This window comes from Polaromonas sp. P1_A2 (assembly GCF_056406895.1).
Map to the genome: position 1 here is coordinate 205,597 of NZ_JBFTZI010000003.1, position 19,594 is coordinate 225,190.

Below are 19,594 nucleotides of genomic sequence, written 5' to 3' on the forward strand. Positions count from 1 at the left end.
AAAAATGACAGAGCTGGCCTCCAAACAGCGTCCCAAGCGGCCCGAGTTCCGCAACATCAACGCCCTTTCCGACCTTCCTTCCTACCGTCTGCCGCCTGCTGGCTGGGTGTCCATTCTTCACCGTATCAGCGGTTTCATCATGTTCCTGCTGATGCCCTTCATCATCTGGATGTTCGACACCTCGATCTCCTCTGAGATCTCCTTCGAAAAATTCAAGGCCGCCTTCAACATCGGCATGCTGGGCCTGCCCGGCTTCCTCTGGAAGCTCGCTGCCCTGGCCCTGATCTGGGCCTACCTGCACCACTTCATCGCCGGCCTGCGCCATCTCTGGATGGACGTGAGCCACGCCGCCGTCAGCAAGGAGTTCGGCAAGTCCTCGGCCATCTTCACGCTGGCCCTGAGCATCGCCCTGACGCTGGTGCTCGGCGCCAAGCTGTTCGGCCTTTACTGATCACAAGGAGCATCAAAAATGGCAGTTAACTACGGCTCCAAGCGCATCGTTGTCGGCGCGCACTACGGTTTGCGCGACTGGCTCGCGCAGCGCGTCACGGCCGCCCTGATGGCCCTCTTCACCGTGCTGCTGCTGGCCCAGGTCATCTTCAGCAAGGGCCCCATCGGCTACGACAAATGGGCCGGCATTTTCTCGGCGCAATGGATGAAGGTGCTGACCTTCACCGTCATCATCGCCCTGCTCTACCACGTGTGGGTCGGCATGCGCGACATCTGGATGGACTACATCAAGCCGGCCTCCATCAAGCTGGTCCTGAATGTGTTCACCATCGTCTGGCTGGTGGCTTGCGCCGGCTGGGGCATCCAGGTTCTCTGGCGCCTCTAGGCCGCCGCCCCGCAGATCCGACAAGAAGACCGACACCCACAAAAATCATGACCGCAACTTCCCAACTCCCCAAGCGCAAATTTGACGTCGTCATCGTCGGTGCCGGTGGCTCCGGCATGCGCGCATCGCTGCAGCTGGCGCGCGCCGGCCTCAACGTAGCCGTGCTCTCCAAAGTGTTCCCCACGCGTTCGCACACCGTCGCGGCCCAGGGCGGCATAGGCGCCTCGCTCGGCAATATGAGCGAAGACAACTGGCACTACCACTTCTACGACACCGTCAAGGGCTCCGACTGGCTCGGCGACCAGGACGCGATCGAATACATGTGCCGCGAAGCGCCCAAGGTCGTCTATGACCTCGAGCACATGGGCATGCCCTTCGACCGCAACCCCGACGGCACGATTTACCAGCGCCCCTTCGGCGGCCACACCGCCAACTACGGTGAAAAGCCCGTGCAGCGCGCCTGCGCCGCGGCCGACCGCACCGGCCACGCCATGCTGCACACGCTGTACCAGCAGAACGTCAAGGAAAAAACCAGCTTCTTCGTCGAATGGATGGCGCTGGACCTGATCCGCGACGCCGCGGGCGACGTGGTGGGCGTGACCGCCCTCGAAATGGAAACCGGCGACGTCCACATTTTTGAAGCCAAGACCACGCTGCTGGCCACCGGCGGCGCAGGTCGCATCTTTGCAGCCTCGACCAACGCCTTCATCAACACCGGCGACGGCCTGGGCATGGCGGCGCGCGCCGGCATCCCGCTGGAAGACATGGAGTTCTGGCAGTTCCACCCGACCGGCGTGGCCGGCGCCGGCGTGCTGCTGACCGAAGGCTGTCGCGGCGAGGGCGCCATCCTGCGCAACAGCAACGGCGAGCGCTTCATGGAGCGCTACGCGCCCACGCTGAAGGACCTGGCGCCGCGCGACTTCGTCTCGCGCTCCATGGACCAGGAAATCAAGGAAGGCCGCGGCTGCGGCCCCAACAAGGACTACATCCTGCTGGACATGACCCACCTGGGCGTGGACGCCATCATGAAGCGCCTGCCCTCGGTGTTCGAGATCGGCCACAACTTCGCCAACGTCGACATCACCAAAGAGCCGATTCCCGTGGTGCCCACCATCCACTACCAGATGGGCGGCATCCCGACCAACATCCACGGCCAGGTCGTCACCCAGGACGCCAACAACCAGAGCCAGGTCGTCAACGGCCTCTACGCAGTGGGCGAATGCTCCTGCGTCAGCGTGCACGGCGCCAACCGCCTGGGCACCAACTCGCTGCTGGACCTGCTGGTCTTCGGCAAGGCCGCCGGCAACCACATCGTCGAGTTCGCCAAGACCACCACGCACAAGCCGCTGCCGACCGACGCGGCCGACAAGACCCTGGCCCGCATCGCGCGCCTGGACAACGCGACCGACGGCGAATACGCGCAGGACGTGGCCAACGACCTGCGCGCCGCCATGCAGCAGCACGCCGGCGTGTTCCGCACCCAGGCCATCATGGACGAGGGCGTGACCAAGATCGCCGCCCTGCGCGAGCGCGTCAACCGCATAGGCCTCAAAGACAAGTCGAAGATCTTCAACACCGCGCGCATCGAGGCGCTGGAAGTGGAGAACCTGATCGAGGCCGCGCAAGCCACCATCGTGTCGGCCGCCGCCCGCAAGGAAAGCCGCGGCGCGCACTCGGTGGACGACTACGGCGACACGCCGGAGCACCCGAACGGCCGCAACGACACCGAATGGCACAAGCACACGCTGTGGTACAGCGAAGGCAGCCGCCTGGCCTACAAGCCGGTGCAGATGAAACCCCTGACCGTCGATTCCGTGCCGCTGAAGACGCGCACGTTCTGACACCACCGACGCACAGCCGGCCTGCGACCCCACAAGAAGCGAGAACCCCATGACCAAACGCACCTTCAAGATCTACCGCTACGACCCGGACACCGACGCCAAGCCCTACATGCAGACCATCGAGGTGGAACTCGACGGCCATGAGCGCATGCTGCTGGACGCGCTGATGAAGCTCAAGGCGCAGGACCCGTCCATCAGCTTTCGCCGTTCCTGCCGTGAAGGCGTCTGCGGCTCCGACGCGATGAACATCAACGGCAAGAACGGCCTGGCCTGCCTGACCAATATGCGCACGCTGCCTGAAGTCATCGTGCTCAAGCCGCTGCCGGGCCTGCCCGTGGTGCGCGACCTGATCGTCGACATGACGCAGTTCTTCAAGCAGTACAACTCGATCAAGCCCTACCTGATCAACGACAACGTGCCGCCCGAAAAAGAGCGCCTGCAGAGCCCCGAAGAGCGCGACGAGCTCAACGGCCTCTACGAGTGCATCCTGTGCGCCAGCTGCTCGACCTCCTGCCCCAGCTTCTGGTGGAACCCCGACAAGTTCGTCGGCCCGGCCGGCCTGCTGCAGGCCTACCGCTTCATCGCCGACAGCCGCGACGAAGCCACCGCCGAGCGCCTGGACAACCTGGAAGACCCCTACCGCCTGTTCCGCTGCCACACCATCATGAACTGCGTCGACGTCTGCCCCAAGGGCCTGAACCCGACGAAAGCCATCGGCAAGATCAAGGAAATGATGGTCTTGAGGACAGTCTGACCGTTCGCTGACCGACCCGACGATATGGAAACCGCCGACGCCCTGCTCGATGAGCGCGCCCTGAGCAAGCTCAAGTGGCGCTGCCGGCGCGGCCTGCTGGAAAACGACCTGCTGATAGCGCGCTTCTTCCAGGGCCACGAAGCCACCCTGACCGTCAGGCAGGCTAAAGGGTTGAGTGATTTAATGGATTTGTCCGACAACGACCTGCTCGACCTGCTGCTAAAACGGAAGGACGCCGGCCAGCTGGCGGACGAATCGGCCAAGGCAAGCGCCTCTACTTCTGAAGCCCATGACGTTTTAAAGTTGCTGCAGCCCTCGACCCCGGCTCCGTAATTCCCAGCCCGTCCCAATTTGACACTGATACGAAAGAAAGAAGCAAGAAATGAAGCTAGCTGACAACAAAGCCACCCTGTCCTTCAGCAACGGCAGCCCCAGCATTGAACTGCCGGTGTACCAGGGCAATGTCGGCCCGGACGTCGTCGACATCCGCAAGCTGTATGCCCAGACCGGCATGTTCACCTATGACCCCGGTTTCCTGTCGACCGCCTCCTGCCAGTCGGCCATCACCTACATCGACGGCGACAAGGGCGAGCTGCTGTACCGCGGCTACCCCATCGAGCAGCTGGCCACCAACTGCGACTACATGGAAACCTGCCACCTGCTGCTGTACGGAGAGCTGCCCAATGTGGCGCAGAAAGCCGACTTCGTGCACCGCGTGACCAACCACACCATGGTCAACGAGCAGATGCAGTTCTTCCTGCGCGGCTTCCGACGCGACGCGCACCCCATGGCCATCATGACCGGCCTGGTCGGCGCGCTGTCGGCCTTCTACCATGACAGCACCGACATCAACAACCCGGAACACCGCGAAATCGCCGCGATCCGCCTGATCGCCAAGATGCCGACCCTGGTCGCCATGGCCTACAAGTACACCGTGGGCCAGCCCTACATGTACCCCAAGAACAACCTGAGCTACGCCGGCAACTTCCTGCACATGATGTTCGCCACGCCGTGCGAGGAATACAAGGTCAACCCGGTGCTCGAACGCGCGCTGGACCGCATCTTCATCCTGCACGCCGACCACGAGCAGAACGCCTCCACCTCCACCGTGCGCCTGTGCGGCTCCTCCGGCACCAACCCGTTTGCCGCCATCGCGGCCGGCGTGGCCTGCCTCTGGGGCCCGGCCCACGGCGGCGCCAACGAAGCGGCCCTCAACATGCTGGGCGACATCCAGAAGCAGGGCGGCGTCGAGAAAATCGGCGAATTCATCAAGCAGGTCAAGGACAAGAGTTCCGGCGTCAAGCTCATGGGCTTCGGCCACCGCGTCTACAAAAACTACGACCCGCGCGCCAAGCTCATGCAGGAAACCTGCAAGGAAGTGCTCAAGGAAATGGGCCTGGAAAACGACCCGCTGTTCAAGCTGGCCATGGCCCTGGAAAAGATTGCCCTCGAAGACGACTACTTCGTCTCGCGCAAGCTCTACCCCAACGTCGACTTCTACTCCGGCATCGTGCAGCGCGCCATCGGCATCCCTGTGCCGCTGTTCACGGCCGTGTTCGCGCTGGCCCGCACCGTCGGCTGGATCGCCCAGCTCAATGAAATGATCGGCGACCCCGAGTACAAGATCGGCCGTCCGCGCCAGCTGTTCACCGGCTCCACGACGCGCCAGGTCCTGCCGCTGGCCAAGCGCTAAGCCAAGCCCCGCCCCGCACCTCGTGCAAAGCCCGCCTGATGGCAGCATCGGCGGGCTTTTTTACGCCCCGCCCGGAAAGCGCCCGTCGGCAAGCGGGTCATCGCGTATTGCGATGACAAAACCCGGTTCTTAGCGGCAAAATAGCGATTCACCGTCGTCTAACGCGATGACGACACGCCCTACGCCCATGAAAAGCTCAGAACGCAACTTCGCCCGCCGCATAGACCTGACCTCGCTTCAGCTCTTTGTGGCCGTCTGCGAGCTGGGCAGCATAGGCAAGGCCGCCGAGCGCGAATTCATCGCCGCCTCGGCTGTGAGCAAGCGCCTGTCCGACCTCGAAGCCACGCTGGACACCCCGCTGCTGTACCGCCACACCCGCGGTGTCGACCTCACGCCGGCCGGCGAAAGCCTGCTGCACCATGCGCGCTCGGTGCTGTTCAGCCTCGAAAAAATGCAGAGCGAACTCAGCGAGTACGCTGATGGCGTGCGCGGCCATGTGCGCGTGCACGCCAGTATCTCGGCCATCGTGCAGTTTTTGCCCGAAGACCTGGGCGCTTTCACGCGCGAGCATTCCGGCATCAAGATAGACCTCGAAGAGCACCTGAGCACCGAGGTCGTGCGCGCCGTGCAGGAAGGCGCGGCCGACCTGGGCATCTGCAACACCGCCGACGGCGCGGGCGACCTGCAGACCCTGCCCTACCGCAGCGACAAGCTGGTGCTCATCGTCCCCCGGGGCCACCCGCTACGCGCGCAAGGCGCCATCCGCTTCGAAGCGGCGCTCGACTACGACCAGGTCGGCCTGCACTCCAACAGCTCGATCTACCTGGCCATGCGCGAAGCCGCGGCCAGGCTGGGCCGTACCATCAAGCTGCGCATCCACGTGACCGGCCTGGACGCCATGTGCCGCATGATCCACAACGGCCTGGGCGTGGGTGTGATGCCGCAGCGCGCCTTTGAGCTGACGCATGGCGTCGGCGAGCTTGAATCCATACCGCTGCTGGACAGCTGGGCGGAGCGCCAGATCCAGCTCGTCGCCCGCGACTTTTCCACGCTGCCGCTGACAGCGCGGCTGCTGGTGGAGCACCTGACGCAGCCCGCGGCGCCGGCCGCCCGCGCCAGGCCGGCCCACACCGGGGCCGCCCCCGCCGGTGCGGCCGCCTAAAATCACCCCAACGACAAACACACACGGCAACGAGAGACCACGAAGGAAAACCATGGGACGCACCCTCTACGACAAGATCTGGGACGAGCACGTCGTTCATACCGAAGACGACGGCACGTCCATCCTCTACATAGACCGCCACCTGGTGCACGAAGTCACCAGCCCGCAGGCCTTTGAAGGCCTGCGCGAGGCCGGCCGCAAGGTCTGGCGCATCAGCTCCATCGTCGCCACCGCCGACCACAACACGCCCACCACCGGCTGGGAACTGGGCTACGACGGCATCACCGACCAGGTCAGCAAGGAACAGATCACCACGCTTGACAGCAACATCAAGGAATTCGGCGCGGCCGCCTTCTTCCCCTTCCTCTCCAAACGCCAGGGCATCGTGCACGTCATCGGCCCCGAAAACGGCGCCACCCTGCCCGGCATGACGGTGGTCTGCGGCGACTCGCATACCTCCACCCACGGCGCCTTCGGCGCGCTGGCGCACGGCATAGGCACCAGCGAGGTCGAGCACGTGATGGCCACACAGACCCTGCTGGCCAAAAAAGCCAAGAATATGCTGGTGAAGGTGGAGGGCAAGCTCGCCCCCGGCCTGACCGGCAAGGACATCGTGCTGGCCATCATCGGCAAGATCGGCACGGCCGGCGGCACCGGCTACACGATTGAATTCGCCGGCTCGGCGATACGCGCACTCAGCATGGAAGGCCGCATGACGGTCTGCAACATGGCGATTGAAGCCGGCGCGCGCGCCGGCCTGGTCGCCGTCGACCAGAAAACCATCGACTACGTCAAGGGCCGCCTGCTGTCGCCCACCGGTGTCGAATGGGACATGGCCGTCAAATACTGGAACACGCTGCACTCCGATGCCGATGCGAAGTTCGATGCCATGGTCGAGCTCGACGCCGGCCAGATCCTGCCTCAGGTCACCTGGGGCACCTCGCCCGAAATGGTGCTGTCGATTGACGACCGCGTGCCCGACCCCGACAAGGAAAAAGACGCCAACAAGCGCGATGCCATCGAACGCGCCCTGAAATACATGGGCCTGGAGCCCGGCAAGGCGCTGAACGACCTCTACATTGACAAGGTGTTCATAGGCTCCTGCACCAACAGCCGCATCGAGGACATGCGCGAAGCCGCCGCCGTGATCAAGAAGATCGGCCAGAAGGTCGCGAAAAACGTCAAGCTCGCGCTGGTAGTGCCGGGCTCCGGCCTGGTCAAGGAGCAGGCCGAGCGCGAAGGCCTGGACAAGATTTTTGTCGCCGCCGGCTTTGAGTGGCGCGAACCGGGCTGCTCCATGTGCCTGGCCATGAACGCCGACCGGCTGGAGCCGGGCGAGCGCTGCGCCTCCACCAGCAACCGCAACTTCGAAGGCCGCCAGGGCGCCGGCGGGCGCACCCACCTGGTCAGCCCCGCCATGGCAGCGGCGGCGGCCGTGCACGGCCACTTTGTCGATATCCGCAAGTTTGTCTAACCCGAGCCACAGGAGGAACTTCCCATGAAAAAAATCACCACCCTGCTCGCACTGTCGCTGGCGTGCGCGACCCTGCTGCTGGCCGGCTGCAACACCTTCCGCGGTGTCGGCCAGGACGTCCAGAAAGTCGGCGAGAAAATCGAAAACGCGGCGAAGAAGTAAATGAAAAATTTCACCATACACAAGGGCCTGGTGGCCCCCATGGACCGCGAGAACGTCGACACCGACGCCATCATTCCCAAGCAGTTCCTCAAGTCGATACGCAAGACCGGTTTCGGCCCCAATCTGTTTGACGAATGGCGCTACCTGGATGCGGGCTTTCCCGGCCAGGACCCGGCCACGCGCAAGCCCAACCCCGACTTCGTGCTGAACCAGCCCCGCTACGCGGGCGCCTCCATCCTGCTGGCGCGCAAGAATTTCGGCTGCGGCTCCTCGCGCGAACACGCGCCCTGGGCGCTGGACCAATACGGCTTTCGCGCCATCATCGCGCCCAGCTACGCCGACATCTTCTTCAACAACAGCTTCAAGAACGGCCTGCTGCCCATCGTGCTGCCCGAAGCGCAGGTGGCCCAGCTGTTCGACGAGGCGCTGGCCTTTCCCGGCTACCAGCTGACGGTGGACCTGGAGCGCCAGGTGATCGTCAAGCCGCAGGGCGGGGAACTCCCCTTCGAGGTACAGGCCTTCCGCAAATACTGCCTGCTCAACGGCCTGGACGACATCGGCCTGACCCTGCGCCAGAGCGACAAGATCAAGGCCTTTGAAGCCGAGCGCCTGGCGACCAAACCCTGGCTGAACCACACCATCGCGGGCTGAACGCCCTTTCCCTTTCCTTTTCACGCATACGCTGCGAGCCGCCCCCTGCGGGGCGCGCAGCCATCCAAAGACAGCACCATGAAAATCGCAATCCTGCCGGGTGACGGCATTGGCACCGAAATCGTCGCCGAGGCCGTCAAGGTCCTGAAGGCCCTGGACCTGAAGTTTGAAACCGAGAGCGCGCTGGTCGGCGGCGCCGCCTATGAGGCCCACGGCCACCCGCTGCCTGAGGCCACGCTCAAGCTCGCCAAGGAGGCCGACGCCGTGCTCTTCGGCGCGGTGGGCGACTGGAAATACGACAAGCTGGACCGGCCGCTGCGGCCCGAACAGGCCATCCTGGGCCTGCGCAAAAACCTTGGCCTGTTCGCCAACTTCCGCCCGGCGATCTGCTACGCGCAACTGGTGGATGCCTCCAGCCTCAAGCGCGAACTGGTGTCCGGCCTGGACATCCTCATCATCCGTGAGCTGACCGGTGACATCTACTTCGGCCAGCCGCGCGGCCGCCGCGTCTCGCCCGACGGCCACTTCCCCGGCTCGGAAGAGGCTTTCGACACCATGCGCTATTCGCGCCCCGAGATCGAGCGCATCGCCCATGTCGCCTTCCAGGCCGCCCGCAAGCGCGGCAAGCGCGTGACCAGCGTCGACAAGGCCAATGTGCTGGAGACCTTCCAGCTCTGGAAAGACGTGGTCACCGAAGTCGGCACGCAATACCCCGACGTCGCGCTGGACCATATGTATGTGGACAACGCCGCCATGCAGCTGGTCAAGGCGCCCAAGAAGTTCGACGTGGTCGTCACCGGCAATATGTTCGGCGACATCCTCAGCGACGCCGCCGCCATGCTGACCGGCTCCATCGGCATGCTGCCCTCGGCCAGCCTCAACGACAAAAACCAGGGTCTGTACGAGCCCAGCCACGGCAGCGCGCCCGACATCGCCGGCAAGGGCGTGGCGAATCCGCTGGCAACGATTTTGAGCGCGGCCATGATGCTGCGCTTCAGCCTGAACCAGCCCGAAGCCGCCGCCCGCATCGAAAAAGCCGTGGATGCCGTGCTGAGCCAGGGCCTGCGCACGCCCGACATCTACAGCGAAGGCACGACCAAGGTCGGCACGGTGCAGATGGGTGATGCCGTGGTCAAAGCCTTGGCCTGACGTTTTTTTGCCGCAAATTGCCTCAAACCAGCAGCAAAACCCAGGTTTGAGGCGGCTGTCAGCCTCGGCAAAGCCAAGCCTGGCTACAATCGACACCTATGCGCAAAAACCCCGCGTTCACCCACTGCCCCGCCGCCCTGCGCGCGGGTCATGGCGCGCCGGTTTTTGCCCAGACCACCAAAACGACCACCATTAAAAGCTAGCAAGCCTGGTTCGTCGTGCCCTGCCGGCTCGATGAGCCGGGCCCAAAAGCCATATTTTTGACTTTTTGAAGAGGCAGTTCCAATGAAACTCAAAGGCAATCTCACAGGGCTCGTCGGCTGGCGCGGCATGGTCGGCTCGGTGCTGATCGACCGCATGCAGGCCGAGGGCGATTTCGACCTGATCGAGCCGGTGTTCTTCTCGACCTCCAACGCGGGCGGCAAAGCCCCCGCCCAGGCGAAGAACGAGACCACCCTCAAAAACGCCTTTGACATTGAAGCGCTCAAGAAGTGCGACGTCATCATCACGGCCCAGGGCGGCGATTACACCTCCGAAGTCTTCCCCAAGCTGCGCGCGGCCGGCTGGAAGGGCCACTGGATAGACGCGGCCTCCACGCTGCGCATGAACGACGACGCCGTCATCATCCTGGACCCTGTCAACCTGCCGGTGATCCAGAACGCGCTGGCCAAGGGCGGCAACAACTGGATCGGCGGCAATTGCACGGTCAGTTGCATGCTGATGGGCGTGGGCGCGCTGTACAAGGCCGGCCTGGTCGAGTGGATGACCAGCATGACCTACCAGGCGGCTTCGGGCGGCGGCGCGCAGCACATGCGCGAATTGCTGACGCAGTTCGGCACGCTCAACAGCGAAGTCCGCTCGCTGCTGGACGACCCCAAGTCCGCCATCCTTGAAATCGACCGCCGCATCCTGGCCAAACAACAGGGCTTGAGCACCAGTGAGACCGCCAACTTCGGCGTGCCGCTGGGCGGCTCGCTGATCCCCTGGATCGACAAGGACCTGGGCAACGGCATGAGCAAGGAAGAATGGAAGGGCGGCGCCGAGACCAACAAGATCCTGGGCCAGGGTGCCAGCTTCGGCACGGCCGAAACCCCTGTGGACGGCTTTTGCGTGCGCATAGGCGCGATGCGCTGCCACAGCCAGGCGCTGACCTTCAAGCTCAAGAAGGACGTGCCGCTGGCCGACATCGAGGCCATGATCGCGGCCGACAACGAGTGGGTCAAAGTCGTGCCCAACACGCGCGAAGCCTCCATCAAGGACCTCACGCCCGTGGCCGTCACCGGCACCATGCAGATCCCGGTGGGCCGCCTGCGCAAGCTGGCCATGGGCCCCGACTACCTGGGTGCGTTCACGGTGGGCGACCAGCTGCTGTGGGGCGCCGCCGAGCCGCTGCGCCGCATGCTGCGCATCCTGCTGCAGGCCTGAAATAATGGAGGTGAGCGGCTGCCAACATACAGCCGCTCATCAGTAACTACATGTCACAGGACGTTGTCGTCAGACAACATCCGAAACTTGTAAGTTGCTGCTAACTCGCTGTGTCAAAACTTAAGTGGTGTCTTAGCTTGTCAGCCTAATGCCTTGATGTTAAGGTTGTTTTTCGAAAATTCGCATCGAGGTTTTTGTGCGCATAAGCAGAATAAAGTTACATGCAGACCGAGCACTGGAGGCTCACAACCCCATGAATAATCGCGGTCGTTGGCGCATAGGCGCCCTGGCAAGTGCCATTGCACTGCTTGGCAGCCTGGCAAGTCTGGAAGCCCACGCGCTCGCGCTGGGCCGGATCACAGTTCAGTCGGCATTGGGCGAGCCCCTTCGCGCTGAAATCGAGATCGCCGACATCAGGCCCGAAGAAGCGTCCAGCCTCAAGGCCGGCGTGGCCCCGCCCGACACCTTCAAGGCCGCGGGGCTTGAATACGGCAGCGTGGTTTCCGGCGTCGAGGTCAGCCTGCAGAAGCGCTCCGACGGCCGCTCCTTTCTGCGCCTGAGCAGCAACCGCCCCGTCACCGAGCCGTTTGTCGACCTGATCCTGGAAGCCAGCTGGGCCAACGGCCGCATCACGCGTGACTACACCATGCTGTTCGACCCGCCGGTCCTGCGCTCCGGCAGCTCCGCAGCCGCGCCCACCGCGCCGGTCCTGTCGTCCCGCCCCGCGGCGCCGCCCGCCAAGGGCATTGCCTCCATTCCCTACTCGCCGCCTGCCGGCCCCAGCAGCCGGCCCGCGCCGGTCGCCAAGGCCCCCGCCGCGCCCCTCGAGAAAGTGCCCGCCGGCGGTGACAAACAAGTCACCGTCAAGACCGGCGACACCGCCGGCAAGATCGCCGCCCAGAACAAGCCCGCCAGTGTGTCGCTGGACCAGATGCTGGTGGCCCTGCTGCGCAGCAACCCGGACGCTTTCATCGGCGGCAACGTGAACCGCATCAAATCCGGCGCCGTGCTGGACATCCCGAGCGCCGAAACCGCCGGCGCGGTTGCCGCTGGTGAAGCCAGCCAGACCATCGTCGCGCAAAGCAAGGACTTCAACAGCTTCCGCCGCAAACTGGCCGAAGGCGTGCCGGCCACCCAGGTGGCCAGCGCCGACCGCCAGGCCGGCGGCAAGGTGCAGGCCAAGGTCGAAGACCGCGCGCCCGCCAGCAGCACACCCGACAAGCTGACCCTCTCCAAGGGCGCGGTCCAGGGCAAGGCGGCTCCGACGGCGGCCGAAGACAAGATCGCCAAGGAACGCCAGGCCAAGGAAGCCTCCACGCGGGTGGCCGAACTGTCCAAGAACATCAGCGAACTGAACAAGCTGGGCGCCGCTCCCGCGGCAGCGCCCGCAGCCAGCGCGGCCAAAGCCCCCGGCGTCGCCGTTCCCGCGCCCGCCAGCATGCCAGCCCCAGCGGCCGCACCGGCGCCTGCCGCGGCAACCACCCCTGCCGCACCCGCATCCACCCCGGCCATCACGCCGGCCCCGGCCCCGGCTGTTGCCGCCGCCACACCACCGGCACCCGCCGCCAGCAGCGCGCCGGCAGCCGCCGCGTCAGCGCCCGCATCGGCAGCCTCCGAGGCAGCCACCAGCGCAGCCCCGGTGGCCGCCGCTTCCCAGCCCGCGCCCGCCGCCAGCGTTGCGGCAACGCCGCCTGTGGCCGCTGCGAAAAAACCCGTGGCCGCGCCACCACCGCCACCTGAACCCAGCCTGCTCGACGAACTGCTCGACAACCCGCTGATACTGCCCATCGCCGGCGGCCTGCTGCTGCTGCTCGCCGGTTTCGGCTTTTACCGCTACCGCCAGCGCGGCGGCGCGGCCCAGGTCGACAGCTCCTTCCTCGAAAGCAGGCTGCAGCCCGATTCTTTTTTCGGCGCCAGCGGCGGCCAAAGAATTGACACGAATGAAGGCAACGCCACGGGCTCGTCCCTGGTGTATTCGCCCAGTCAATTGGATGCCGCTGGCGACGTCGACCCCGTAGCCGAAGCCGATGTGTACCTGGCCTATGGACGCGACCTGCAGGCCGAGGAAATCCTCAAGGAAGCCATGCGCACCAGCCCGATGCGCGTGGCCATCCATGCCAAGCTGATGGAAATCTACGCCAAGCGCCGCGACAGCAAGGCGTTTGAGACCGTCGCCATCGAGGCTTTCAACCTCACCCATGGCAGCGGTCCCGAATGGGCCTACATCACCGAAATGGGCCGAGAACTCGACCCCGCCAACCCGATGTACCAGCCGGGCGGGCAACCCGCCGGCGCCGGCCATGGCGGCAGCACCTCGGCCTTCAGCCCGGGCGGCACCGTGGCCATGGTGGCACAGCCGGCGCATGTCCCCGCGCCCACGCCTTCGGTGGATGTCGACCTCGACCTGGACTTCTCGCTCGGAGACGAACCCAGTGAGCCGACCACGCCAGCGGCCATCTCGGCCCCGCCGCCTCCGCCGCCGGCACCGGTGCGTGTCGAGCCCACGGTGGCCATGAAGGCGCCGGAACCCGCTCCCCTGAACATGGATTTCAGCAGCGCCACGGTGGCACTCCCGACGGCCACGCCGCCGGCCGCCAAGCCCGCTCCGGCCGCGGCCGACGCATCTTTCCTCGACGAAGGCCTGAACTTCACGCCCGAACCGTTCACACCGGCCCCCAAACCGGCAGCGGCACCCGCCCCCGTGAAAGCGGCGGCGCCCGCGCCCGCGCCGGCCCCTGCGCCAGTAGCAGCACCGGCACCGGCGGCCGACAACGGCATGCTGGAGTTCGACCTCGGTTCGTTGTCGCTGGACCTGAACGGCCCCACCACGGAAAGCCCCGCCCATCCCGAGGAAGCCCTGTCCATGTCCGGAGACCCGCTGGAAACCAAATTCCTGCTGGCCGAGGAATTCCGTTCGCTCGGCGATTCCGATGGCGCCAGGTCCCTGGCCGAAGAAGTGATGGCCGAAGCCAAGGGCCCGCTAAAGGTCAAGGCACAGGCCTTCCTGAACGCCCTGTCGTGAGCGCAGCCTGAACGCGCTGCGTTCACTGCGTGCCCGCCTGTGAGGATCGCACTCGGCATCAGCTACAGCGGCAGCGGCTACGAAGGCTGGCAGAGCCAGCTTTCGGGCAACACGGTCCAGGACAAGCTGGAGCTGGCGCTCGGCAAATTCGCCGCCCAGCCGATACGCACCCTGTGCGCCGGCCGCACCGACGCCGGCGTGCACGGCCTCATGCAGGTCGTGCACTTCGACACCCTGCTGCAGCGCGACATCGCCTCCTGGGTGCGCGGCACCAATGCCTTTTTGCCGGCCGACATCGCGGTGCAGTGGGCGCGCGAAGTCCCGGACGAATTCCATTGCCGCGGCAGCGCCATTGCGCGCCGCTATGCCTACGTAGTGCTGGAGTCGCCGGTGCGCCCCAGCGTGGAAGCCGGGCGCGTCGGCTGGGTCTACCGGCCGCTGGACGAGGCAGCCATGCGCCAGGCCGCCGCCCATCTGGTCGGCGAGCATGATTTCAGCTCCTTCCGGGCCGCGCAATGCCAGGCCAAGTCCCCGGTCAAAACCATCAAGCGCATCACAATCTCGCACCGTGGGGAGCCGGGCGCCCGCTACTGGCGCTTCGAGTTCGAAGCCAACGCCTTTTTGCACCACATGATCCGCAACATCATGGGCTGCCTGGTCGCCATAGGCCAGGGCAGCTACCCGCCGGACTGGCTGGCCAGCGTGATGGCCGCGCGCAGCCGCGATGCCGCCGCGCCGACGTTTTCGCCGGACGGCCTGTATTTCCTGGGGCCGGTGTATGAAGACCACTATGGCCTGCCGGCCCACGCGGCGGCCTATGATTGGCTGCCATGACACCCATCCCCCCCACCCGTACCCGCATCAAGATTTGCGGCCTGACCCGCGAGGAAGACGTGGATGCCGCCGTGGCGGCCGGGGCCGACGCGGTCGGCTTTGTGATGTATGAGGCCAGCCCGCGCCATGTGACGGCCGAACGCGCCGCCGAACTGGCCCGCCGCCTGCCGCCTTTTGTGACCCCGGTGCTGCTCTTCGTCAACGCGCCCGCGGCCCGAATCAGCGCCGCCTGCGCCCTCATGCCCGCGGCTTTCCTGCAATTCCACGGCGACGAAACGCCCGAAACCTGCCTGCAGGCAGGCCGGCCCTTTATGCGCGCCGCGCGCATTCCGCTGGATGAAAAAGCCGCCGAAAACACCCCGGGCAACCCGGGCGGCTTTGATCTCGTAAAATACGCCCAGGACTTCAAGGCCGCACAAGCCATCCTCCTCGACGCCCATGTCGAAGGTTATGGCGGCGGCGGGAAAACATTCAATTGGTCACTTCTTCCTCCAAACGTCAACGCTCACCTCGTTTTGTCTGGTGGATTGACGCCTGCAAACGTGATCGATGGCATTTCGCAAGTCAGGCCGCGTTGCACAACGCTGGCCGTTGATGTCAGTTCCGGCGTAGAGGTTTCCAAGGGAATCAAAAGCGCCGACAAAATCAACCAGTTCGTCGCGGCCGTGCGCGCCGCCGACGAGTTACTTGCAAAGAGTCCCCATCATGTACGAGTACCACCAGCCTGACGCTTCAGGCCATTTCGGAATTTACGGCGGCAGTTTTGTTTCGGAAACGCTGACCCACGCGATCAACGAGCTCAAGGCCGCCTACGCCAAATACCAGCACGACCCGGAGTTCATCGCCGAATTCCATTCCGAGCTGGCGCATTTCGTGGGCCGCCCCTCCCCGATCTACCATGCCGCGCGCATGAGCCGCGAACAGGGCGGCGCGCAGATTTACTTGAAGCGCGAAGACCTCAACCACACCGGCGCGCACAAGATCAACAACACCATAGGCCAGGCCATGCTGGCGCGCCGCATGGGCAAGCCGCGCGTCATCGCCGAGACCGGCGCCGGCCAGCACGGCGTGGCCACCGCCACCATCTGCGCGCGCTACGGCCTGGAATGTGTGGTTTACATGGGCAGCGAAGACGTCAAGCGCCAAAGCCCCAATGTCTACCGCATGAACCTGCTGGGCGCCACGGTGGTGCCGGTCGAAAGCGGCAGCAAGACGCTGAAAGACGCGCTCAACGAGGCCATGCGCGACTGGGTCGCCAATGTGGACAACACCTTTTACATCATTGGTACGGTGGCCGGCCCGCATCCCTACCCCATGATGGTGCGCGACTTCCAGAGCGTGATAGGCGCCGAATGCCTGCAGCAGATGCCGGAATTCATCGGCAGCAAACAACCCGACGCGGTGATCGCCTGCGTGGGCGGCGGCAGCAATGCCATGGGCATCTTCCACCCCTATATCCAGCATGCCAAAACCCGGCTGATCGGCGTCGAGGCCGCCGGCGAGGGCCTGGAAAGCGGCAAGCATTCGGCCTCGCTGCAGCGCGGCCTGCCGGGCGTGCTGCACGGCAACCGCACCTATGTGCTGCAAAACGAGGACGGCCAGGTCACCGAGACCCACAGCATCAGCGCCGGGCTCGACTACCCCGGCGTGGGCCCGGAACACGCCTTCCTCAAGGACATAGGCCGCGCCGAATACGTCGGCATCACCGACAAGGAAGCCCTGGAGGCTTTTCACTACCTGTGCCGCACCGAAGGCATCATTCCCGCGCTCGAATCCAGCCATGCCGTGGCCTGCGCCATGAAGATGGCCCGCAGCATGCGCAGCGACCAGAGCCTGCTCGTCTGCCTTTCAGGCCGGGGCGACAAGGACATAGGCACGGTGGCCGACCTCTCGGGCGCCGATTTTTATGACCGGCCTTCGATGCGCGGCCTCTCCGTCAAGGGCGGCACCAAGGAAACATCATGAGCCGCATCGCCACCACTTTCTCCACGCTGAAAAGCCAGGGCCGCAAAGCCCTGATCCCCTACGTCACAGCGGGCTTTCCCTTTGCCGACGTCACGCCGGAGCTGATGCATGCCATGGTGGCCGGCGGGGCCGACGTGATCGAGCTGGGCGTGCCGTTTTCCGACCCCAGCGCCGACGGCCCGGTGATCCAGAAAGCCGGCGACAAGGCCCTGTCCTTCGGCATAGGCCTGGCCCAGGTGCTGGACATGGTGCGCCAGTTCCGCAGCAAAGACAGCAGCACGCCGGTGGTCCTGATGGGCTACGCCAACCCGGTGGAGCGCTACGACATCAAGCACGGCGGGGGCAAGACGGAAAGCGCCTTCATCCGCGATGCGGCCCAGGCCGGCGTGGATGGTGTGCTCATCGTCGACTACCCGCCTGAGGAATGCGTGGAGTTCGCCGCCCGGCTGCGCGCGCACAACATGGATTTGATCTTTTTGCTGGCGCCCACCAGCACCGACGCGCGCATGGCCCAGGTGGCTGAAGTCGCCAGCGGTTATGTCTACTACGTCTCGCTCAAAGGCGTGACCGGCGCCGGCACGCTGGACGTGGGGGCCGTCGAAGCCACGCTGCCGCGCATACGCAAGCATGTGAACGTACCCGTGGGCGTGGGCTTCGGCATACGCGATGCGGCCACGGCCAAGGCCATCGGCAAGGTGGCCGATGCCGTGGTCATAGGCAGCAAAATCATCCAGCTGATCGAAAACCAGCCGCGCGACAAGGTGGCCGCCACCGCGCAGGCGTTTTTGCAGGAAATCCGTACTGCTTTGGACTGACTTTCAAGCGGGCCGGCCTGGGGCCGGACACCGGGCAAACCGGCGCATAATTGCGCTTTTCGCCCGGCAAGCCCCAGGCGCCGCCCGACACTACAAGGACTGACTTCATGTCTTGGCTAGAAAAACTTCTCCCCCCCAAAATCAGCCCCACCGACCCGACGGAACGCCGCCAGGTGCCCGAGGGCCTGTGGATCAAGTGCCCGAGCTGCGAGGCGGTGCTTTACAAAACCGACCTGGAAAAAAACCAGAATGTCTGCCCGCAGTGCAGCCACCACCACCGCATAGGCGCCCGTGCCCGGCTGGACGCCTTCCTGGATCCGGAAGGCCGTTACGAGCTGGGCCAGGAAGTTCTGCCGGTCGACGCCCTGAAATTCAAGGACAGCCGCAAATACCCCGAACGCCTGAAAGAAGCCCTGGAAAACACCCAGGAAACCGATGCGCTCGTCGTCATGGGCGGCGCGGTGCACAGCATAGGCGTGGTGGTGGCCTGCTTTGAGTTCGACTTCATGGGCGGCAGCATGGGCAGCGTGGTCGGCGAGCGCTTTGTGCGCGGCGTGCACGCGGCCATCGAGCAAAAAGTCCCCTTCATCTGCTTTACCGCCACCGGCGGCGCGCGCATGCAGGAAGGCCTGCTCAGCCTCATGCAAATGGCCAAAACCAATGCCGCCCTGACGCGCCTGGCCAAAAAAGGCCTGCCTTACATCAGCGTGCTGACCGACCCGACCATGGGCGGGGTGAGCGCCGGCTTCGCGTTTGTCGGCGACGTGGTCATTGCCGAACCCAAGGCCCTGATTGGTTTTGCCGGCCCGCGCGTGATTGAATCGACCGTGCGCGTGACGCTGCCGGAAGGTTTCCAGCGCGCCGAGTTCCTGCAGACCAAGGGCGCGATCGACTTCATTTGCGACCGCAGGGAACTGCGCAAGACCGTGGCCAACTCGCTGGCCATGCTGCTGCGCCAGCCTGCGGATGCCGTCAGCTGAGAGACCGGCAAGCCCTGCCTCCCCCTCCCCCCGAAAAGCCCCTCAAGCAAGGCGTATTAGCCGCACGAAAAGTTCGCAGCGCGGGTCACATGGGATGATGTGGTTCACGGCACCCCAGAGCACGATGAGACCATGTCAGAAGCCTTGACCCTGAGCTCCCTTCCCCTGTTTCCGCTGGGTGCGGTGCTGTACCCCGGCGGTGTCCTGCCGCTGCGCATTTTTGAGGTCCGCTACCTCGACATGATTGGCAAGTGCCACAAGGCCGGCGCGCCCTTCGGCGTGGTGTCGCTCATCGAAGGATCCGAGGTTCGCCGCCCCGCCGATGCCGGCGCCCCGACCGGCGACGGCTTTGCGCAGGAGACCTTCAGCAGCGTGGGCACCCTGGCCACCATCACCGAGTTCTCCATTCCCCAGCCGGGCCTGATGGCCATACGCTGCACCGGCGCGCAGCGCTTTGAAATCTCCCGACGCGAAAAACTCAAGCACGGCTTGTGGATCGCCGACGTCACCCGGCTGGAAGACGACCAGCCTGTCGCCATTCCACCCGACCTGCAAGCCGCGGCCGACGCGCTGGGCAGGCTGATCAAAAGCCTGCAGGTGCGCGACATACCGCAGGCCCAGATGCCGCTGCAGTCGCCCTACCGGCTGGACGACTGCGGCTGGGTTTCCAACCGCTGGTGCGAACTGCTGCCCATCCCCCTGGAGCTCAAGCAGCGCCTCATGCAGCTGGACAACCCCCTGATGCGGCTGGAACTGGTCAGCGACATCCTGGAGCGCACCGGCATCGCGCTCTAGGGTCCTGTGGACGATCCCAAAGCCTTTTCAGGCGGCC

The 19,594-nt window shown here is 64.9% G+C and carries 19 protein-coding genes; all 19 read left to right on the forward strand.

Annotated features, from left to right (window positions below; all coding sequences use genetic code 11):
* Window positions 1-4 precede the first annotated feature (4 nt).
* Complete coding sequence (gene sdhC / locus AC1D09_RS13045) at window positions 5-451, forward strand: succinate dehydrogenase, cytochrome b556 subunit (protein ID WP_477661913.1); 447 nt, start codon at window positions 5-7, stop codon at window positions 449-451.
* A gap of 18 nt (window positions 452-469) precedes the next feature.
* The gene (gene sdhD / locus AC1D09_RS13050; RefSeq protein ID WP_007866650.1) at window positions 470-835 is read left to right on the forward strand and encodes a succinate dehydrogenase, hydrophobic membrane anchor protein; all 366 of its coding nucleotides are present in this window, start codon (window positions 470-472) and stop codon (window positions 833-835) included.
* A gap of 47 nt (window positions 836-882) precedes the next feature.
* Complete coding sequence (gene sdhA / locus AC1D09_RS13055; protein WP_477661914.1) at window positions 883-2,676, forward strand: succinate dehydrogenase flavoprotein subunit; 1,794 nt, start codon at window positions 883-885, stop codon at window positions 2,674-2,676.
* A gap of 49 nt (window positions 2,677-2,725) precedes the next feature.
* Window positions 2,726-3,430, forward strand: coding sequence for a succinate dehydrogenase iron-sulfur subunit (locus AC1D09_RS13060; RefSeq protein WP_007866645.1), 705 nt, complete (start codon window positions 2,726-2,728; stop codon window positions 3,428-3,430).
* A gap of 24 nt (window positions 3,431-3,454) precedes the next feature.
* A complete protein-coding gene (locus AC1D09_RS13065) occupies window positions 3,455-3,763 on the forward strand; it encodes an FAD assembly factor SdhE (protein WP_477661915.1) in 309 nt (102 codons plus the stop codon).
* 49 nt (window positions 3,764-3,812) lie between these two features.
* On the forward strand, window positions 3,813-5,123 hold the full coding sequence (gene gltA / locus AC1D09_RS13070; RefSeq protein WP_477661916.1) for a citrate synthase: 1,311 nt from the start codon (window positions 3,813-3,815) through the stop codon (window positions 5,121-5,123).
* A gap of 187 nt (window positions 5,124-5,310) precedes the next feature.
* Window positions 5,311-6,285, forward strand: coding sequence for a LysR family transcriptional regulator (locus AC1D09_RS13075; RefSeq protein WP_477661917.1), 975 nt, complete (start codon window positions 5,311-5,313; stop codon window positions 6,283-6,285).
* Window positions 6,286-6,337: 52 nt separating this feature from the next.
* Window positions 6,338-7,759, forward strand: a complete 1,422-nt coding sequence (leuC, locus tag AC1D09_RS13080) for a 3-isopropylmalate dehydratase large subunit (RefSeq protein ID WP_477661918.1) — start codon at window positions 6,338-6,340, stop codon at window positions 7,757-7,759.
* A gap of 24 nt (window positions 7,760-7,783) precedes the next feature.
* Entirely contained in the window at window positions 7,784-7,921 is a 138-nt protein-coding gene (locus tag AC1D09_RS13085) for an entericidin A/B family lipoprotein (protein WP_477661919.1), read from the forward strand.
* Entirely contained in the window at window positions 7,922-8,572 is a 651-nt protein-coding gene (gene leuD, locus AC1D09_RS13090; protein WP_477661920.1) for a 3-isopropylmalate dehydratase small subunit, read from the forward strand.
* A gap of 78 nt (window positions 8,573-8,650) precedes the next feature.
* The gene (leuB, locus tag AC1D09_RS13095) at window positions 8,651-9,721 is read left to right on the forward strand and encodes a 3-isopropylmalate dehydrogenase (RefSeq protein WP_413325865.1); all 1,071 of its coding nucleotides are present in this window, start codon (window positions 8,651-8,653) and stop codon (window positions 9,719-9,721) included.
* Window positions 9,722-10,006: 285 nt separating this feature from the next.
* Window positions 10,007-11,146, forward strand: coding sequence for an aspartate-semialdehyde dehydrogenase (asd, locus tag AC1D09_RS13100; RefSeq protein ID WP_477661921.1), 1,140 nt, complete (start codon window positions 10,007-10,009; stop codon window positions 11,144-11,146).
* A 253-nt stretch (window positions 11,147-11,399) separates the two neighbouring features.
* Window positions 11,400-14,168 carry a FimV/HubP family polar landmark protein gene (locus tag AC1D09_RS13105; RefSeq protein ID WP_477701091.1) on the forward strand — a complete coding sequence of 923 codons (2,769 nt, stop codon included), beginning with the start codon at window positions 11,400-11,402 and terminating at the stop codon, window positions 14,166-14,168.
* A 39-nt stretch (window positions 14,169-14,207) separates the two neighbouring features.
* Window positions 14,208-15,002 (forward strand): tRNA pseudouridine(38-40) synthase TruA, encoded by a 795-nt coding sequence (gene truA / locus AC1D09_RS13110; RefSeq protein ID WP_477664839.1) that lies wholly within the window; start codon window positions 14,208-14,210, stop codon window positions 15,000-15,002.
* On the forward strand, window positions 14,999-15,730 hold the full coding sequence (locus AC1D09_RS13115; RefSeq protein ID WP_477664840.1) for a phosphoribosylanthranilate isomerase: 732 nt from the start codon (window positions 14,999-15,001) through the stop codon (window positions 15,728-15,730). The genes truA and AC1D09_RS13115 overlap by 4 nt, the downstream gene beginning before the upstream one ends.
* The gene (gene trpB, locus AC1D09_RS13120) at window positions 15,708-16,967 is read left to right on the forward strand and encodes a tryptophan synthase subunit beta (RefSeq protein WP_477664838.1); all 1,260 of its coding nucleotides are present in this window, start codon (window positions 15,708-15,710) and stop codon (window positions 16,965-16,967) included. Before AC1D09_RS13115 ends, trpB begins: the two co-directional genes overlap by 23 nt.
* Window positions 16,964-17,782 carry a tryptophan synthase subunit alpha gene (trpA, locus tag AC1D09_RS13125; RefSeq protein ID WP_477664837.1) on the forward strand — a complete coding sequence of 273 codons (819 nt, stop codon included), beginning with the start codon at window positions 16,964-16,966 and terminating at the stop codon, window positions 17,780-17,782. The genes trpB and trpA overlap by 4 nt, the downstream gene beginning before the upstream one ends.
* 107 nt (window positions 17,783-17,889) lie before the next feature.
* Window positions 17,890-18,762, forward strand: coding sequence for an acetyl-CoA carboxylase, carboxyltransferase subunit beta (gene accD / locus AC1D09_RS13130; RefSeq protein WP_007866591.1), 873 nt, complete (start codon window positions 17,890-17,892; stop codon window positions 18,760-18,762).
* Window positions 18,763-18,894: 132 nt separating this feature from the next.
* Window positions 18,895-19,557 (forward strand): LON peptidase substrate-binding domain-containing protein, encoded by a 663-nt coding sequence (locus AC1D09_RS13135; RefSeq protein ID WP_477664836.1) that lies wholly within the window; start codon window positions 18,895-18,897, stop codon window positions 19,555-19,557.
* Window positions 19,558-19,594 lie beyond the last annotated feature (37 nt).

What these genes read in the sequence shown, in the direction of transcription:
- gltA (WP_477661916.1), top strand. Translation starts at nt 3,813, where the DNA reads ATGAAGCTAGCTGACAACAAAGCCACCCTGTCCTTCAGCAACGGCAGC.
- AC1D09_RS13065 (WP_477661915.1), top strand. Translation starts at nt 3,455, where the DNA reads ATGGAAACCGCCGACGCCCTGCTCGATGAGCGCGCCCTGAGCAAGCTC.
- leuC (WP_477661918.1), top strand. Translation starts at nt 6,338, where the DNA reads ATGGGACGCACCCTCTACGACAAGATCTGGGACGAGCACGTCGTTCAT.
- AC1D09_RS13085 (WP_477661919.1), top strand. Translation starts at nt 7,784, where the DNA reads ATGAAAAAAATCACCACCCTGCTCGCACTGTCGCTGGCGTGCGCGACC.
- sdhA (WP_477661914.1), top strand. Translation starts at nt 883, where the DNA reads ATGACCGCAACTTCCCAACTCCCCAAGCGCAAATTTGACGTCGTCATC.
- sdhD (WP_007866650.1), top strand. Translation starts at nt 470, where the DNA reads ATGGCAGTTAACTACGGCTCCAAGCGCATCGTTGTCGGCGCGCACTAC.
- AC1D09_RS13075 (WP_477661917.1), top strand. Translation starts at nt 5,311, where the DNA reads ATGAAAAGCTCAGAACGCAACTTCGCCCGCCGCATAGACCTGACCTCG.
- AC1D09_RS13115 (WP_477664840.1), top strand. Translation starts at nt 14,999, where the DNA reads ATGACACCCATCCCCCCCACCCGTACCCGCATCAAGATTTGCGGCCTG.
- AC1D09_RS13060 (WP_007866645.1), top strand. Translation starts at nt 2,726, where the DNA reads ATGACCAAACGCACCTTCAAGATCTACCGCTACGACCCGGACACCGAC.
- leuB (WP_413325865.1), top strand. Translation starts at nt 8,651, where the DNA reads ATGAAAATCGCAATCCTGCCGGGTGACGGCATTGGCACCGAAATCGTC.
- AC1D09_RS13105 (WP_477701091.1), top strand. Translation starts at nt 11,400, where the DNA reads ATGAATAATCGCGGTCGTTGGCGCATAGGCGCCCTGGCAAGTGCCATT.
- trpA (WP_477664837.1), top strand. Translation starts at nt 16,964, where the DNA reads ATGAGCCGCATCGCCACCACTTTCTCCACGCTGAAAAGCCAGGGCCGC.
- trpB (WP_477664838.1), top strand. Translation starts at nt 15,708, where the DNA reads ATGTACGAGTACCACCAGCCTGACGCTTCAGGCCATTTCGGAATTTAC.
- sdhC (WP_477661913.1), top strand. Translation starts at nt 5, where the DNA reads ATGACAGAGCTGGCCTCCAAACAGCGTCCCAAGCGGCCCGAGTTCCGC.
- accD (WP_007866591.1), top strand. Translation starts at nt 17,890, where the DNA reads ATGTCTTGGCTAGAAAAACTTCTCCCCCCCAAAATCAGCCCCACCGAC.
- leuD (WP_477661920.1), top strand. Translation starts at nt 7,922, where the DNA reads ATGAAAAATTTCACCATACACAAGGGCCTGGTGGCCCCCATGGACCGC.
- AC1D09_RS13135 (WP_477664836.1), top strand. Translation starts at nt 18,895, where the DNA reads ATGTCAGAAGCCTTGACCCTGAGCTCCCTTCCCCTGTTTCCGCTGGGT.
- asd (WP_477661921.1), top strand. Translation starts at nt 10,007, where the DNA reads ATGAAACTCAAAGGCAATCTCACAGGGCTCGTCGGCTGGCGCGGCATG.